This is a genomic window from Microbacterium sp. NPDC087868, assembly GCF_044900755.1.
GTDB classification, from domain to species: domain Bacteria; phylum Actinomycetota; class Actinomycetes; order Actinomycetales; family Microbacteriaceae; genus Microbacterium; species Microbacterium galbinum.
Window position 1 is genome coordinate 551,491 of record NZ_JBJDNO010000002.1, and the last position, 15,107, is coordinate 566,597.

At 71.2% G+C, this 15,107-nt stretch carries 13 protein-coding genes; 11 read left to right on the forward strand and 2 right to left on the reverse strand.

The annotated features are described in order from the left end of the window. The first annotated feature begins 166 nt into the window (after positions 1–166). The 7 genes from solA to ACI2JZ_RS08145 all read left to right on the forward strand — a co-directional run bounded on the left by solA (position 167) and on the right by ACI2JZ_RS08145 (position 7,210). Positions 167–1,294, forward strand: coding sequence for an N-methyl-L-tryptophan oxidase (solA, locus tag ACI2JZ_RS08115; protein ID WP_404597159.1), 1,128 nt, complete (start codon positions 167–169; stop codon positions 1,292–1,294). A 228-nt stretch (positions 1,295–1,522) separates the two neighbouring features. Further along, the gene (locus ACI2JZ_RS08120; protein WP_247624267.1) at positions 1,523–2,473 is read left to right on the forward strand and encodes an ABC transporter permease; all 951 of its coding nucleotides are present in this window, start codon (positions 1,523–1,525) and stop codon (positions 2,471–2,473) included. After that, positions 2,470–3,420, forward strand: a complete 951-nt coding sequence (locus ACI2JZ_RS08125) for an ABC transporter permease (RefSeq protein ID WP_247633611.1) — start codon at positions 2,470–2,472, stop codon at positions 3,418–3,420. Before ACI2JZ_RS08120 ends, ACI2JZ_RS08125 begins: the two co-directional genes overlap by 4 nt. Before the next feature lie 4 nt (positions 3,421–3,424). Continuing rightward, positions 3,425–4,999 (forward strand): ABC transporter substrate-binding protein, encoded by a 1,575-nt coding sequence (locus ACI2JZ_RS08130; protein WP_404597160.1) that lies wholly within the window; start codon positions 3,425–3,427, stop codon positions 4,997–4,999. Positions 5,000–5,090: 91 nt separating this feature from the next. Next, positions 5,091–5,960: an ABC transporter ATP-binding protein gene (locus ACI2JZ_RS08135; protein ID WP_247624270.1), complete on the forward strand. Its 870-nt coding sequence runs from the start codon at positions 5,091–5,093 to the stop codon at positions 5,958–5,960. After that, on the forward strand, positions 5,957–6,760 hold the full coding sequence (locus ACI2JZ_RS08140) for an ATP-binding cassette domain-containing protein (protein ID WP_247624271.1): 804 nt from the start codon (positions 5,957–5,959) through the stop codon (positions 6,758–6,760). The genes ACI2JZ_RS08135 and ACI2JZ_RS08140 overlap by 4 nt, the downstream gene beginning before the upstream one ends. A 24-nt stretch (positions 6,761–6,784) precedes the next feature. Then, positions 6,785–7,210, forward strand: a complete 426-nt coding sequence (locus ACI2JZ_RS08145) for a cupin domain-containing protein (RefSeq protein ID WP_404597161.1) — start codon at positions 6,785–6,787, stop codon at positions 7,208–7,210. 486 nt (positions 7,211–7,696) lie between these two features. Here ACI2JZ_RS08145 and ACI2JZ_RS08150 read toward each other — a convergent pair whose 3' ends face one another. Together ACI2JZ_RS08150 and ACI2JZ_RS08155 are read right to left on the reverse strand one after the other, a co-directional pair. Then, positions 7,697–9,664 (reverse strand): GAF domain-containing protein, encoded by a 1,968-nt coding sequence (locus tag ACI2JZ_RS08150; protein ID WP_247633615.1) that lies wholly within the window; start codon positions 9,662–9,664, stop codon positions 7,697–7,699. 28 nt (positions 9,665–9,692) lie between these two features. Beyond that, a complete protein-coding gene (locus ACI2JZ_RS08155; RefSeq protein ID WP_404597162.1) occupies positions 9,693–10,553 on the reverse strand; it encodes an alpha/beta fold hydrolase in 861 nt (286 codons plus the stop codon). A gap of 212 nt (positions 10,554–10,765) precedes the next feature. Between ACI2JZ_RS08155 and ACI2JZ_RS08160 the strand changes: the two genes are divergently transcribed. Genes ACI2JZ_RS08160 through ACI2JZ_RS08175 form a run of 4 tightly spaced genes read left to right on the forward strand, consistent with a single transcriptional unit; the run spans position 10,766 to position 15,079 of the window. Beyond that, positions 10,766–12,046, forward strand: coding sequence for a hydroxymethylglutaryl-CoA reductase, degradative (locus ACI2JZ_RS08160; RefSeq protein WP_247633617.1), 1,281 nt, complete (start codon positions 10,766–10,768; stop codon positions 12,044–12,046). Further along, the gene (locus ACI2JZ_RS08165) at positions 12,043–13,026 is read left to right on the forward strand and encodes a hydroxymethylglutaryl-CoA lyase (RefSeq protein ID WP_247624279.1); all 984 of its coding nucleotides are present in this window, start codon (positions 12,043–12,045) and stop codon (positions 13,024–13,026) included. Before ACI2JZ_RS08160 ends, ACI2JZ_RS08165 begins: the two co-directional genes overlap by 4 nt. After that, positions 13,023–14,252, forward strand: a complete 1,230-nt coding sequence (locus ACI2JZ_RS08170) for a CoA transferase (protein ID WP_336641550.1) — start codon at positions 13,023–13,025, stop codon at positions 14,250–14,252. Before ACI2JZ_RS08165 ends, ACI2JZ_RS08170 begins: the two co-directional genes overlap by 4 nt. Beyond that, the gene (locus ACI2JZ_RS08175) at positions 14,249–15,079 is read left to right on the forward strand and encodes a MaoC family dehydratase N-terminal domain-containing protein (protein ID WP_404597163.1); all 831 of its coding nucleotides are present in this window, start codon (positions 14,249–14,251) and stop codon (positions 15,077–15,079) included. The genes ACI2JZ_RS08170 and ACI2JZ_RS08175 overlap by 4 nt, the downstream gene beginning before the upstream one ends. Positions 15,080–15,107 lie beyond the last annotated feature (28 nt).

A 15,107-nucleotide genomic window follows, 5' to 3' on the forward strand; every position in this document is an offset into this window, starting at 1 on the left:
CACCTTCTGCCGACGACTGTCATCTGCGGGGTCGGACGCGTATCGAAGGCACATTCCTGTGCGAACAACATGGGACATCGCCCCATAGCAACGGCCCCGCGGCGGCATCCACACTGAACGACAACAGGCCGGTGGTGTGCACCGTCCGCGGAAGAGACGGAGCATCATGGAGTCGTTCGAGGTCGCAGTCGTCGGGATGGGAGCGCTCGGCAGCGCCGCCACCTACCACCTGGCCCGTCGCGGAGCGAAGGTGGTCGCGCTCGAGCAGTACGAGCTCGGTCATGTGCGGGGAGCCTCGCACGACACCTCGCGCATCGTGCGGACCTCGTACGGATCCACCGCCTACGTGCGCCTCGCCCAGTCCGCGTACCGCGACTGGGCCGACCTCGAGGCCGAATCGGGCGAGCGCCTGCTCACCATCACCGGCGGCGTGATCCTCATCCCCTCCGACGGCCCCTACTCGGCATCCGATTTCACCACCGCTCTCACCGAGTGCGACGTCGCGCACGAACTGCTCTCGCCCGCCGAGGTGCAGGCGCGCTGGCCGCAGTTCCGCGTGCCCGAGAACGTCGAGACGGTCTACACCGCCGACACCGGCATCGCCCATGCCTCCCGCACGGTCGCGACGCTGCAGATGCGCGCCCGCGTGCACGGCGCCGACATCCGCGACCGCACCGCCGTCGAGAGCCTCACGCCCGACGGCGAGGGCGTGATCGTGCACACGTCGAACGGCGACATCCGCGCCGGCAAGGTGATCCTCGCGACGGATGCCTGGACGAACACGCTCCTCGACCCGCTCGGTGCGACGATCCCCCTCGACATCATGCAGGAGCAGGTCAGCTACTTCCGCCCCGCCGAGCCCGAGAACTACGATCGCTCGGTCTTCCCCGTGTGGATCTGGGAGGACGACGAGTGCTACTACGGGTTCCCGACCTACGGCGAGCCGACCATCAAGGCCGCCCGCGATGTGTCGGAGAACCGGATGACGCCCGAGAACCGGTCGTTCGTCCCCTCGCCCGAGCTCATCGAGCAGCTCACCGGATTCATGCACGACGTGATCCCCGGATCCGGCCCCGAACTGCGCACGGTCACCTGCCAGTACGCCCTCACCAAGGACCGCCGGTTCGTGCTCAGCGCGCTGCCGCAGCACCCCGACATCATCGTCGGCCTCGCTGCGGGTCACGGCTTCAAGTTCACGCCGGCCCTCGGTCGGGTGCTCGCCGAGCTCGCCCTGGACGGCGAGTCGACCGACGACCTGAGCGAGTTCGCCGCGGCGGACTCGATGGTCGTCTGACCCGCCTGCCCGCGGCATCCCGATCGCCGCGCCCTTCTTCCGCCCCTGCTATGGAGGTTTCGCCCATCATGCGACCGTTCCCCTGGGCCGCCGCACCGTACAGACGCCCTCGCGCGCTGGGTAGCGTGACCGCCATGTCATCGACGACACCCTCCGTTCTCGGACCCCGCACGCACGCGACAGCGGGCGCACGCGACCGCGTGATGAGCACGGGGGAGTGACACGACGGTGACCCGCTACATCATCCAGCGCATCCTCTCGTCGCTGTTCGTGCTCTTCATCCTCTCGATCATCGTGTTCTCGATGGTGAGGATCATCCCGGGAGACCCGCTCGCCGCGTTCGTCGACCCGGCGAACCCCGACCCCGCGAAGCTCGAGGCCCTGCGCGCCGAGCTCGGTCTCGACCAGCCGTGGATCACGCAGTACTTCTCGTGGCTGCTGGGCGTCGTGCAGGGAGACTTCGGCCGCGCGATCACCGTGCCGGGCGAGGTGTCGACCCTCATCGCGACGCGCCTGCCGCTCAGCCTCACCCTCGCGGTGATGGCGACCGTGTTCGGCACCGTGCTCGGCATCCCGGCCGGTGTGCTGGCCGCGACCCGCTGGCGCCGCCTGCCCGACCACGTCGTGCGCGGTCTGTCGTTCGTGCTGCTGGCCACGCCGCCGTTCGTGCTCGGCACCGTGCTCATCCTGGTGAACTCGCTCACCCTCCGACTCCCGCTCGTGGGATACGCGGGGGCGGCGAACGATCCGCTGCGGGCGATCGGGGTGCTGATCCTGCCCGCCCTGCTGATCGGCATCGTGCTCGCCGCGATCGTCGCCCGATACACGCGCGGCACCCTGCTCGACACCCTCGGTCAGGACTTCGTGCGCACCGCCCGCGCCAAGGGCGCCTCGCCCGGACGACTGGTCGGCCGGCACGCGCTGCGCAACGCGCTCATCCCGGTGACGACCGTCATCGGCATCGAGCTCGCGGCGCTCGTCGGCGGCACCGTCGTCATCGAGGCGGTGTTCTCGCTGCCGGGGATGGGCTCACTGCTGCTGACCGGCATCCGCTCCTCCGACTATCCGATCATCCAGGCCACCGTGCTGCTGATCGGTGTCGTCTACGTGGTGATCAACTTCGTGGTCGACCTGCTGTATCCGTTGATCGATCCCCGAGTGAGGGTGCACACGCGATGACCGTCACAAGAGAACTCGCCCTCGCTAAGGTCGCCGGCAAGCGCCCGGCCCGCCGCAAGTTCGGCCCCGCGTTCTGGAGCGGCGCCGGCATCCTCGGCGTCATCCTGATCCTCGCCGGCTGGATGACGGTCGCGCCGCTCTACGATCCGTTCGTCGCCTCGGGCCCCGCGCTCGCCGCGCCGAGCCTCGACCACATCCTCGGCACCGACAACCTCGGCCGTGACACGTTCACCCGCCTCGCGCTCGCCGCCCGCACCAGCCTCATCATCTCGGGGGCGGCCGCGCTGCTCGGCGCGGTGATCGGCACCTTCTTCGGTCTGGTGGCCGGGTACGTCGGCGGATGGGTGGACGCCGTCATCATGCGCGTCGTCGACGCGGTGCTCGCCCTGCCGGCGATCCTCGTCGCCCTCGTCGTCGGCGTCGTGATCGGCAACGGGCCGTGGCCGCTGATCCTCGCTCTCGGGCTCGTGTTCGCCCCCGGTTTCGCTCGGGTGATGCGGGCTCCGGTGATCGCCCTCCGCGAGCGGGACTTCGTGCTCGCGGCGACCCTCAGCGGCGTGCGCCCGGCGCGCGTGATCGTCGAGCACCTGCTGCCCAACGTGCTCACCCCGCTGTTCGTGCAGTTCGCCTCGGTGGCCTCGCAGGTCGTGCTGATCGAGGCGGCGCTGAGCTACCTCGGCCAGGGCGTGCAGGCGCCCGAGCCCTCGGCCGGCCGCATGATCAGCGAGTTCACCCGCTTCATGCAGCTGCAGCCGTTGCTGATCATCCTGCCCTCGCTGGTGATCATCCTGCTGTCCGCCGCGTGGAACCTCCTCGCCGACGGAATGCAGGACTACCTCGCCCCGCGGCGCGAGCCCGCCTTCTCGCTCGGGCGGCGCACGAAGCGCCGCGGCCCGGCGAACCCCGACCGCACCACCACATCCACGCAGCACACCCGAACGGAGTAGAGGTATGAACAGACGACACTGGGCAGGGGTGGCGGCACTCGCCGTCGCGACCCTGGCGATCGCCGGATGCACGTCCGGCGGCGGTACCGGCACCGGCGGAGAGGATGCCGGTGACCCGGTCGCCGGCGGAACCCTCACGTGGGGCGTGCCCGCCGAGCCCTCGGCCGGCGGCATCGACCCGATGGTGGCCTCGGCCATCGCCGCCGAGGTCATCTACTCGATGGCCTACGACACCCTTCTCACCCGAGACGACGACGGCACCATCGAGCCGGCCCTCGCCACCGAGTGGGAGCAGACCGACGAGACCACCTGGGTGTTCCAGCTGCGCGACGACGTCACGTTCGCCGACGGCACCCCGTTCGACGCGGGTGACGTCGTCTACTCGTTCGAGACCCGCAAGGACGGCGGCACGAACGCCACCTACCTCAGCCTGATGGACAGCGTCGAGGCCACCGGCGACTACGAGGTGACGTTCCACTTCAGCGCCCCGGACGGCACGTTCCTCGACGCGGTCTCCGCGCGGCAGACCTTCCTCATCGTCAGCGAAGAGGCCTACGGCAACGCCACCGAGGAAGAGCGTCAGACCACGAGCGTCGGCACGGGCGCCTACCAGGTGACCGAGTGGAACCAGGGCGTCTCGGTGACGATGGAGAAGAACGAGAACTACTGGGGCGAGGAGCCCTACATCGACACGATCGTGTTCGAGCTGTACCCCGACGAGAACACCCTGCTCGCCGCCGTGCAGCAGGGCAGCGTGCAGGCCGCGTCGTTCATCGACGGCAGCCTCGCGCAGCAGGCCGCATCGTCGGGCTTCACGCTCGGTGAGGCTGCGTTCCGTCAGAACCTCGCCGTCTACGTGAACCCGGAGTCGGGTCCGCTGGCCGACGTCGACGTGCGCCGCGCCTTCTCGCTCGCGCTCGACCGACAGGCGATCGTCGACACCGCCATGCTCGGCAACGCCGGCATCTCATTCGTGCCGCCCGCCGGAGACCCCGGCGCCACCGACGCCACGAAGCTCCCGTACCACGAGCGCGACGTCGATGAGGCGAAGCGTCTGCTCGAAGAGGCCGGTCAGCCCAACCCCGAGATCACCCTCAGCTACATGGGTGACGTCGCCGCGGCGCACCACCCGGTCTACGAGATGATGCAGCAGCAGCTGGCCGAGGCGGGGATCACCCTCAACCTCAAGGCCACGCCGCTCGCCGAGATCTCGCCGATCTTCACCACCGGCGAGTCCTGGACCGACCTCGTCGCGATCCCGGGCAGCCCGCGCGCCTCGGCGGCGTACTACCTCGAGCCGGTGCTGCTCGAGGGCGGCTACTACAACCACTGGGACGGCAACCCCGACGCCGAGAAGGCCCGCGAACTGCTCGTGCAGGCGAAGTCGGCGGCCACCCCCGAGGAGTACAACGAGCTCGTGGCGGAGCTCGCGACCGAGGCGGCCGACAAGGCGCTCGAGTTCGTGCCCGCCGCGGTGCCGGTGTACTTCGAGGTCTGGGACAGCAACAGGCTGCACGACTACGAGAACGACGCGTTCTACGCGCGCTCGGCTCTCGACCACGCCTGGTTGACGCAGTGACACCCCGCCCCGGCGCCTCTTCCCCCCCCGGAGGCGCCGGGGCACCCCTCCCCGCTTTCTCTCCCGTATCGATCACAGAAGCGAGTCGCGCATGACCGACGCCACCGACGCCCTCCGCGTCGAAGACCTCAGCATCGCCTACGGCAGCGCCCCGCCGTCGGTCTCCGGCGTCTCGCTGCGCGTGCGCAAGGGCGAGATCGTCGGCGTGATCGGCGAGTCCGGCAGCGGCAAGTCGAGCATCGCGCTCGCCATGATGGGGCTGCTGCCCGATTCGGCCCGCGTCACCGCCGCGAGCATCGACGTCGCCGGCTCCGACATGAACGACGCCACCGAGCGCGACTGGGCCCAGGTGCGCGGGGTGAAGGCATCCATGGTCTTCCAGGAGCCGATGTCGGCGCTCAACCCCTGCATGCGCATCGGCGCCCAGATCGCCGAGGTACTGCAGATCCACGGCAAGGCCGACAAGAAGCAGGCGCGCGCCCGGGCCCTCGAGATCCTCCGGCTCGTGCAGATGCCGGATGCCGAGAAGCGCCTGAACTACTACCCCCACCAGCTCTCCGGCGGTCAGCGCCAGCGCGTCGTCATCGCGATCGCCGTCGCCGCCGGCCCCGACCTGCTGGTCGCCGACGAACCCACCACCGCCCTCGACGTGACCGTGCAGGCGCAGATCCTCGACCTCATCAAGAGCCTCCGCGACGAGACCGGCATGGGCGTGCTGTTCATCAGCCATGATCTCGGCGTCATCGGTCAGCTCTGCGAGCGGGTCGCCGTGATGTACCGCGGACGCGTGGTCGAGACCGGTTCGGCCCGACGCGTGCTCGAGGACCCGCGGCATCCGTACACCCGGGCGCTGCTCGAGAGCATCCCGCGGCCCTCGGTGCCCGTGCGCTCGCCGCTCGCCGTCATCCCCGCCGTGAACGACTTCGACAGCGTTCCCGCCGTGCTCGAGGAGGCATCGTGACCGACGCCCTGCAGACCCCCGCAGCCCTTCCCGACGACGTGCTGCAGGTGAAGAACATCACCCAGCGATTCGGGCACGGCGACAACGTCATGACCGCCCTCGACGACGTGAGCCTCAACGTGCCCCGCGGCGAGACGCTCGGTCTCGTCGGCGAATCCGGGTCGGGCAAGAGCACGCTCGCCCGCGCCATCCTGCTCATGCGCAAGCCCACGCTCGGCACGATCGAGTTCGACGGCGCCGACGTCACCGGCATCCGCGGTCGCGCCCTGCGCACGCACCGCCGCCGCATCCAGATGGTCTTCCAGGACCCCAACGACTCCCTCGACCCGCGTTTCACGGTCGCCCGGTCGATCGCCGAGCCGCTCGTGGCGGCGGGCATCGGCCAGAAGGAGCGCCGCCGCCGGATCGCCGACTCGCTCGACCGCGTGGGACTGCCGATGGATTCCGCCGGACGCTACCCGCACGAGTTCTCGGGTGGGCAGCGCCAGCGCATCGCGATCGCACGGGCCATGGCCGCCGAACCCGAGTTCGTGGTGCTCGACGAGCCCACCTCGGCGCTCGACGTGTCGGTGCAGGCGCAGGTGCTCAACCTGCTCGTGCAGCTGCAGAAGGACACCGGCGTCACCTACCTCTTCATCACCCACAACCTCTCGGTCGTGCACCACATCGCCCATCGGGTGGCCGTGATGCACCAGGGGCGGGTCGTCGAGGAGGGCACCGGCGAGCAGGTCATGAACGCTCCGCAGCATCCGTACACCCAGAAGCTCCTCGAATCGATGCCGGTGCTGTACCGGAGCTGAGGGTCTCTTCGAAAGGGGTCGCACATGCGCGTGCAGAGACGCGGCGACAACGAGCACGACTGGGAGCTGTACCACGGCGAGGGCCGGATCGGCATCGAGTGGTACTTCCAGCAATCGACGTCGCTGCCCACGTCGGTCATGATGTACCGGCTCGAGCCGGGCGCCGAGGAGGGGCAGCACCATCACCTCGACGACGACCCCACGAGCTGCTCGCCGAACAGCTCCGACGAGATGTACATCGTCACGCGCGGAGAGGTCGTGATCACGGCGGGTTCCGATCGCCGGGTTCTGCGGGTGGGTGACGCCTTCTACGCCCCCGAGGGCATGCGGCACGGGGTGCGCAACGAGTCGGATGCCGTCGCCGAGCTGGTGCTCGTGTTCGGGCCTCGTGGCCCGCATCCTTTCCCGCAGACCGGGGTCGAGGCGTTCGACGCGGAGGGTGAGCGGTAGGGCGGGGGTTCGTCGCGGCATCCGTGCGGGATCCGTTCGGGAGGAGTTCGCGGCCTGGGCAGGATCGGAACGGCGGATGCTTCCTGCGGAGGCCGTGTTCTCCTCCGTTGGTGAGGGCGGGGGCCCTTCGTCTCGCTGCGCTCGCTCAGGAACCGGTCGACGACGGGTCGCTCGCGGGATCCGTGATGGGCGGAGTTCTCGTCGTTGGGCGGAGTTCTCGGGCCGATGCTTCCGCCCGACGGGGAGTTCTCCGCCGGAGTCGCGCGTGGGGGCGCTTCGCGGCATCCGTTCGGGAGGAGTTCGCGGCCTGAGCAGGATCGGAACGGCGGATGCTTCCTGCGGAGGCTGTGTTCTCCTCCCGAGTCGTGCGTGAAGGGCCCCGCCCCGCGGCATCCGCGCTATGGATGCACCGATCGGTCATAAATGCCGGTTTTCATGCCTCAGAACCGGCATTCATGACCGATCGGTGCACACAGGGGCGCAACGCTACGCGGCGGGGCCCCGCAGGCGCTCGCGCAGTTCGTCGAGGCGCACGGCGATGCCGATGCGGAACATCCGCTCGTCGTCGCGCCATCCGGCGCCGAGCACGTGGTCGAGGCGGTCGAGGCGCTGCAGGATCGTGTTCGTGTGGAAGTTGAGGGCGCGCGCCGTGCGGGTGGGGCTGGCGTTGTTGCGCACGAACGCCCGCAGGGTGCCGAGCAGATCGGCGTTGCGCTCGGCGTCGTACTGGCGCACCGCCCCGATCGTGTCGCGCAGGAACGCCGAGAGCCCCTGCGCGTCGGTGTCGAGCACGGCCGAGTAGGGCAGGAAGTCTTCGACGCGCGCGGTGAGATCGGCGAGCTCGAGCGCGGCGAGCAGGCGCGCGGTGCGCCGCGCGGCGAGGAACGCCGAGGGCAGCGGACCCTTCGCGGGCGGCGGTACGACGACGGTCACCGCCTCCTGGATCGCGGAGGCGACCTCCCTCCGCAGGCGCTCGGGGTCGACGGGGCCGCGGTCGCTCGCGAGGGCGGCGACCACGAATCCGCGGTACTCGCCGACCAGCGCACGGTCGTCGAGCGAGCGCACGACGGCGCGCGCCGCGGCGGTCTGCTGATCGCCCGGCACCGCCAGCAGCAGCAGGGAGTCGAGGGTCGCGAGGTCGACGCCGAGGCGCCGCGCACGCCGCTCGACGTCGGAGCGCCGCTCGGGCACGTCGTCGAGCAGGTCGGCGATCAGTTCGCTGCGCACGCGGTGGTCGGCTCCGGATGCCGCCTCCTGCTGCAGCTCGAGCAGCGCCCCGACCTGGGCCGCACGCTCGACGGTGCGGAAGTCGACGGCGCCGAGTTCGAAGGCCCCGTCGCCGAGCAGGAGCGCCCCGAAGTGGCGGTTGCCGGCGGTGAGGGCCGAGACGGCGCGCACGCCCGCGCCCGCGACCGGTACGCAGTGTCCGTTGCGGCGGCTCTCGGCGAGGGCGTCGCGCACGGGCTCGTCGAGCGACAGCATCCCGGGGGCCAGCGGCAGCCCCGCGGCGGCGATCACGTTCTCCTGCGCATCGATGATCGCGACCGCCCGGCCGAGGGCCGAGGCGAGGGTCTCGGCCACCGGGCCGAATCCGCCGCCGGCGAGCACCGCCTGCACGAGCTCCTGGTGCACGGTGTTGGCGCGGTCGCGCTCGACGAGGTGCGCGGTGAGGCTCTCGAGGGTGCGGCGGCTGGCATCCTCCGACAGCTGCAGCTCGCGCAGCGTCTGCGTCGTCTGCAGGATGACCGAGGCGTGGTCGGCGAGCGCCGACAGCAGCGCGACCTCGTCGGGGGAGAACTCCTTCGTCTCGCGGTTGCCGACGAACAGCACACCGAGCACGTCGTCGCTGCTGAGCATCGGCACGCCGAGCATTGACACCAGGCCCTCGGCCGAGACGGCGTCGTCGATGCCGGTGTCGTGGCGGTCCTCGGTGTAGGCGGTGTAGTCGGCGACCCACTGCGCGGTGCGCGACTCGACCACGACGCTCGCGAGGCCGCGCCCCGGGGGCACGCGCAACTGCTGGAACGAGGCGCTCACCGAACCGCTGGTCTCGCGCACCCGCAGCTCGGAGGTGTCGGGGTCGAACTCCGAGAGGTAGGCCAGGTCGACGCCCATCATCTCGCGGGCGCGCTGCACGAGGCGGGCGAGCACGGCGTCGCTGTCGCGCAGCTCGGCGAGCTCGCGAGCGCTGGAGAAGAGGGCGGTGAGCTCGTGCTCGCGGCGGCGCAGCCGCGACAGCTCGCGCTGGATGCGGGCGACGCGCTCGGCGAGGAGCGCGGCATCCGCTTCGCTGGCCCCGAGCGCGCGGAGGGCGTCGCTGACACCGGTGGGGCCGACGAGTTCGGGGTCGTGGGCCGCATCGAGGAGCGAGGCGATGGCGTCGTCGTGCTCGGGCATCTTCGTCCCTTCGGGGGAGGGCGGCGCCGACAGGCGCGTGACTTCAGTGTCGAGCATGAGCGCGGTCGCCCTCAAATCAGGTCTTTCAGCCGCGACCCTCGGCGCGCGCGGCGGTGCGCAGGAGTCCGGCCGCGAGTTCGGGCCACAGCTCGTGGGGGATGAGGTGCCCCATGTCGGGGTGCACCTGCAGTTCGGCGCCGGGGATCGCCTCGGCGATGTCGACGGCGGATGCCCAGTGCAGCACGTCGTCGTCGCGGCCGTGGAAGACGAACGTGGGCGCGGTCACCGACCGCAGGGCGTCGAGGCGCTCGGGCGCGCGCGTGAGGGCCGCCCACTGCCGGGAGAAGCCCTCCGGGTAGTAGCCGCGGTCGTAGGCCTCGCCGGTCGCGCGCACGTGCCACTCGACCTGGTGGTCGAAGCGTCCGACCGGTGCGGCCTCGAGGGCTGTGCGCGTGAACGCCACCGCCTGCTCGCGCGTGACGCGCACGGGCGCCTCGGCGAGCTCGGGGCGCTCGCCGTGCGCGACCCAGCGGCGCGACTGGCCGGGAATGGTCGACAGCAGCCCGAGGCTGAGGATGCGCTCGGGGTGGTGGATCGCGAGCATCTGCGCCATCATGCCGCCCATCGAGTGCCCGGCGACGTGCGCCTTCGCGACTTCCAGATCGTCGAGCACACGCAGCACGTCCTCGGCCAGATCGATGAGGTCGTAGCCGCCGTCGACGTCGTCGGGTCCGCCGAAGAGCTGCGAGAGACCGGTGTCGCGGTTGTCGAAGCGCACCACCCGCAGGCCGCCGGCGGTGAGGATGCCGATGAAATCCTCGTCCCAGCTGAGCAGCTGGGCGCCGCCGCCCGAGACGAGCACGAGCACGGGGGCGTCGGCGGGGGCATCGGCCCCGGCGAACACCTCGTAGTACAGGCGCACATCGGCGGAATCGGTGTAGGGCATGCGTACTCCTCGCGCTCGGGGGACCCGCGGTCCGCGCTCCGGGTGATGGTGCGAGTCTAGGTTCCGCGATCAGGCGGGGTGATGTGTCGACCGCATACAGCGGGGCCCCGAGGATGAGTGTTCCACCCATCGTCGCCCCTGCCGCCCGCTCCTAGTGTCTTCCTTGACCACAGCGCCGATGACCCGGTCGCTGTCCCGAAGGAAGGTGGCCGATGTCGATCAACAGCCGAATCTCCGGACTCCGCGATCACACCCCGGATGAGCGCCTCGCGCTCGTCGCGCAGGGTGCGGAGCTGGATGCGGATGCTCTGGGGGCGCTGCGCCCCGACAGCGGTCTCTCGCTCGCTCAGGCCGACCACATGGTCGAGAACGTCGTGGGTCTCATCGCGGTGCCGGTCGGCGTCGCCACGAACTTCACGATCGACGGACGTGACCGCCTGATCCCGATGGCCACCGAAGAGCCGAGCGTCGTCGCCGCCGCCTCGAACGCCGCCCGCATGGCCCGCGGTCACGGCGGCTTCACGACCTCGTACACGGGCGATGTGATGATCGCCCAGATCCAGGTGCTCGACGCGATCGACCCGCACGGCGCGCGCTTCGCCCTGCTCGAGGCGAAGGACGAGCTGCTCGAGCTCGCCAACCAGCAGGACCCGATGCTGGTCTCGCTCGGCGGCGGGGCGTTCGACATCTCGGTGCGCGTGCTCCCCACCCGCGCCGGAGTGCAGGTCATCGTGCACCTGCACGTCGACGTGCGCGATGCGATGGGCGCGAACGCGGTCAACACGATGGCCGAGGCGATCGCCCCGCGCATCGCCGAGCTCGCCGGTACCCGCACGCTGCTGCGCATCCTCACCAACAAGGCCGAGCTGCGCCTCACCCGCGCCCGCGCCGTGTTCGACGCCGAACTGCTGGGCGGTCCCCAGGTCGTCGACGACATCGTCGCCGCGAGCGCGTTCGCCGAGGCCGACCCCTACCGTGCCGCCACGCACAACAAGGGCATCATGAACGGCATCACCGCGGTCGTGCTCGCCACCGGCAACGACACCCGCGCGGTCGAGTCGGGCTGCCACTCGCACGCCGCCCGAGCCGGCGGATACACGGCGCTGTCGCAGTTCGAGAAGGATGCCGACGGCAACCTCGTCGGCACGCTCGAGGTGCCCCTCGCCGTCGGGCTCGTCGGCGGTGCCACCCGCGCGCACCCCACCGCGCAGGCGTCCGTGAAGCTGCTCGGCGTCGAGACCGCCCGCGAGCTGGCGAGCGTCATCGCCGCCGTCGGCCTCGCCCAGAACCTCGCCGCCTGCCGGGCGCTCGCCGCCGAGGGCATCCAGCGCGGACACATGACCCTGCACGCGCGCACGATCGCGGCATCCGCGGGTGCCGACGTCGACGAGATCGGCGCGGTCGCCGCCCGGATCGTCGCCGACCGCCGCATCCGCGTGGAGTACGCCCGCGAGGTGCTCGCCGAACTGCGCGGGGGCGGGGCCGGCGCATGACCGCCACGGTCCCGGCGCCCCGGGTGATCCGCGAGGACGGGCTCCCCGCGCGCGTCACCGTGTTCGAGGTGGGTCCGCGCGACGGCTTGCAGGCCGAGACCGACATCATCCCCGCCGCCGTCAAGATCCAGCTCTGCCGTCGGCTGTACGCCGCCGGTAGCCGTGACCTCGAGGTCACGAGCTTCGTGCCGCCGACCTGGATCCCCCAGCTCGCCGACGCCGAGCAGGTCGTCTCCGGCCTCGAGGTGCCCGCGGGCGCCCGCGCCGTCGGCCTCGTGCCGAACCTCCGCGGTCTGCAGCGCGCGATCGACGCCGGCATCCGCGAGGTGTCGGTGGTCGTCAGCGCCACCGAGTCGTTCGCGAAGGCCAACCTCAACACCACTCGCGCAGGCGCCATCGACCGCGCGGTCGAGGTGATCGCCGCGGCGACCGCGCAGGGCATCCCCGTGCGCGGCTACGTCTCGATGGCCTTCGGCGACCCCTGGGAGGGGAGCGTCGACACGGATGCCGTCACCGAAGCCGCCCGCGCCCTGCACGAGGCCGGTGCCCGGAAGATCGCGATCAGCGACACGATCGGCGTCGCCACGCCCGGTCACACGATCGCGGTCATCGAGGAGGCCCTCGACGCCGGCATCCCCGTCGAGGCGATCGCCCTGCACCTGCACGACACCTACGGGCAGTCGCTCGCGAACGTGCACGCCGCCCTGCGACTGGGCGTCGCCGAGTTCGACGCGTCGGTCGGCGGGCTCGGCCGTTGCCCCTACGCCAAGGGCGCGACCGGTAATCTCGCGACGGAGGACCTCGTGTGGATGCTGCACGGCCTCGGCATCGAGACCGGACTCGATCTCGAAGCCCTGGCCGCCACCACGCTCTGGCTCTCCCGCATCCGCACCGTGCGGCCCGCGTCGAACGTGGCCCGCGCGTTCGCGGCCGCCGGACTCGACACCCCCGAACCCGCACAGGAGGTCACTCCCGCATGATCGACACCACCCTCCCCGCCCCCGGCGCGCTCGCCGGAGTCACCGTGATCGACCTGTCGCGCGTGCTCGCCGGCCCCTACGCCTCGCAGACCCTCGCCGACCTCGGCGCGACGGTCATCAAGGTCGAGAACCCGCGCGACCCCGACGTGTCGCGCGGCTTCCCGCCGTACCTCACCGACGGCGAGGAGGAGTTCAGCGCGTACTACGCCCAGTACAACCGCGGAAAGCTCGGCGTCGGTCTCGACCTCGCGACCCCCGAGGGCAAGGAGGTGTTGAAGGACCTCGTGCGCGGCGCCGACGTGCTCGTCGAGAACTTCCGCCCCGGCACCATGGAGAAGCTCGGTGTGGGCTACGAGGTGCTGCGCGAGATCAACCCGCGCCTGGTCTACACCGCCATCTCCGGCTACGGCCGCACGGGGTCGCGCAGCAAGCGCCCCGCCTTCGACAACACGGCCCAGGCCGCGGGCGGCATCTGGTCGATGAACGGCTACGCCGAGCATCCGCCGGTGCGCGTCGGCGTCACGATCGGCGACCTCTCGGCGACCCTGTTCGCCGTGATCGGCACGCTCGCCGCGCTGCGTCACGCCGAGGCCACCGGCGTCGGCCAGGTCGTCGACGTCGCGCAGGTCGACAGCATCGTCGCCCTCACCGAGACCGCGGTCGTCGACTACACGGTCACGGGCAACGTCGCGTCGCCGCAGGGCAACGCGCACGCCTGGGTGCGGCCCTACGAGCTGTTCGACTGCGCCGACGGTCAGGTCTTCTTCGGCGCGTACACCGACAAGCTGTGGAACGCGAGCTGCGACCTGTTCGGCACCCCCGAGCTCAAGGACGACCCCGAGATCGACACCATGCGCAAGCGGTTCGAGACCGATGTGTACGAGCGCCGCGTCAAGCCGATCGTGGCGGGGTGGCTCGCGACCCGCACCAAGCAGGAGCTCGAGGACCTCGCGGGCGACGTCGTGCCCCTCACCGCGGTGAAGACGATCGGCGAGGTGGTCGATGACCCCGGCACTGCCGAGCGCGACATGATCGTCGAGGCCGACTACGGTGACCTGGGCGTGCTGCGCATGTTCGGTCAGCCGATCAAACTGTCGGAGACGCCCGCGACCCCCGCCCGCACCGCCAACCGCTTCGCCGAGCACGCCGACGATGTGCTGGCGCGGTTCGCCGGGTACGACGCCGCCCGCATCGCCGAGCTGCGCGCCGCCGGGGCACTGCCGTGAGCACTCCCGCGCCCGTCGTGCGCACCGCGCCGATCACCACCGACACCGTCGAGGCGTACCGCGGCACGTTCGCGGCATCCGATCCGGCGCTCGCCGCGGGCGACCCGCTGCCCGCCGCCTGGGAGGGCGTGTTCTTCCCGTTCGCGGTGTCACTGGCCGACCTGCGCCCCGACGGCACCCCGGCGCGTGACGGCGTCGTGCCCGAGATCGATCTGCCCCGCCGCATGTACGCGGGCGAGACGACCGAGTTCCTGCGACCGATCCGCCTCGGCGACGAGGTCGTGCAGACCACGTCACTGGGCTCGGTGGTCGACAAGACCGGTTCGCGCGGGCGTCTGACCTTCGTCGACCTCGTGCGCGAGTACGCGGTCGCGGGCGAGGTGGCGGTGCGCAGCGTGTGGCACGACGTCTTCCTCGAGGCGGCGGATCCGGATGCCCCTGCCCGCGCCCCGCGCCCCGACCCGTCGATCGCGGCGGAGGGGGAGTGGGTCGAGGAGCTCACGCCCGACGCCCGCCAACTGTTCCGGTTCTCGGCGCTCACGTTCAACACGCACCTCATCCACTACGACCGTGCCTGGGCGCGCGACGTGGAGGGCCTGCCCGACCTGCTCGTGCACGGGCCGCTGACGCGCATCCTGCTGATGGACGCCGCCCGCCGGCACACGCCCGAGCGCGTGCCGGCCCGTCTCGACGTGCGGGCGATCGCTCCGGTGCTCGTCGACCGGCCGCTGCGCCTGGTCGGACACACCGCGCCCGACGGCATCCGCGTCACGGCCGTCGACGCCGACGACGTCGTGCTGGCCACCGCCGACATCACCTGGGCCTGACGGCCACCCCACCCCCCACCTGGAGACA